This is a genomic window from Pseudoalteromonas sp. S2755 (genome assembly GCF_005886535.1).
In the GTDB taxonomy this organism is placed as follows: Bacteria; Pseudomonadota; Gammaproteobacteria; order Enterobacterales; family Alteromonadaceae; genus Pseudoalteromonas.
Genome location: NZ_PNDS01000287.1, coordinates 1 through 231, shown reverse-complemented (window position 1 = coordinate 231; position 231 = coordinate 1). Strand labels below are relative to the sequence as shown.

Annotated in this window: 1 pseudogene; it reads left to right on the top strand. The window is 49.8% G+C overall.

What is annotated here, in order from left to right:
• Positions 1-210: pseudogene (gene ribD, locus CWC03_RS23715) on the top strand (bifunctional diaminohydroxyphosphoribosylaminopyrimidine deaminase/5-amino-6-(5-phosphoribosylamino)uracil reductase RibD); the annotation flags it as partial.
• Positions 211-231: the final 21 nt, after the last annotated feature.

Below are 231 nucleotides of genomic sequence, written 5' to 3'. Positions count from 1 at the left end.
GGAGGGCGTGGATTGTCAATGTTAGACGGCGCGGGTAGTGCAACTGCGTATGGGTTCCTAGAGCGACAAGCTAGGGCTCTAAATAATGGTTTTTTGAATCGAATGGAGTATGGATTGCCGTTCGTGACCTGTAAACTTGCCGCTTCTCTTGATGTGAAATACGCATTAATCAATTGCCAGAGCAAGTGGATTAACTCAGCTGCAGCGCGATGAGACGTCCAGCGTCCCCAC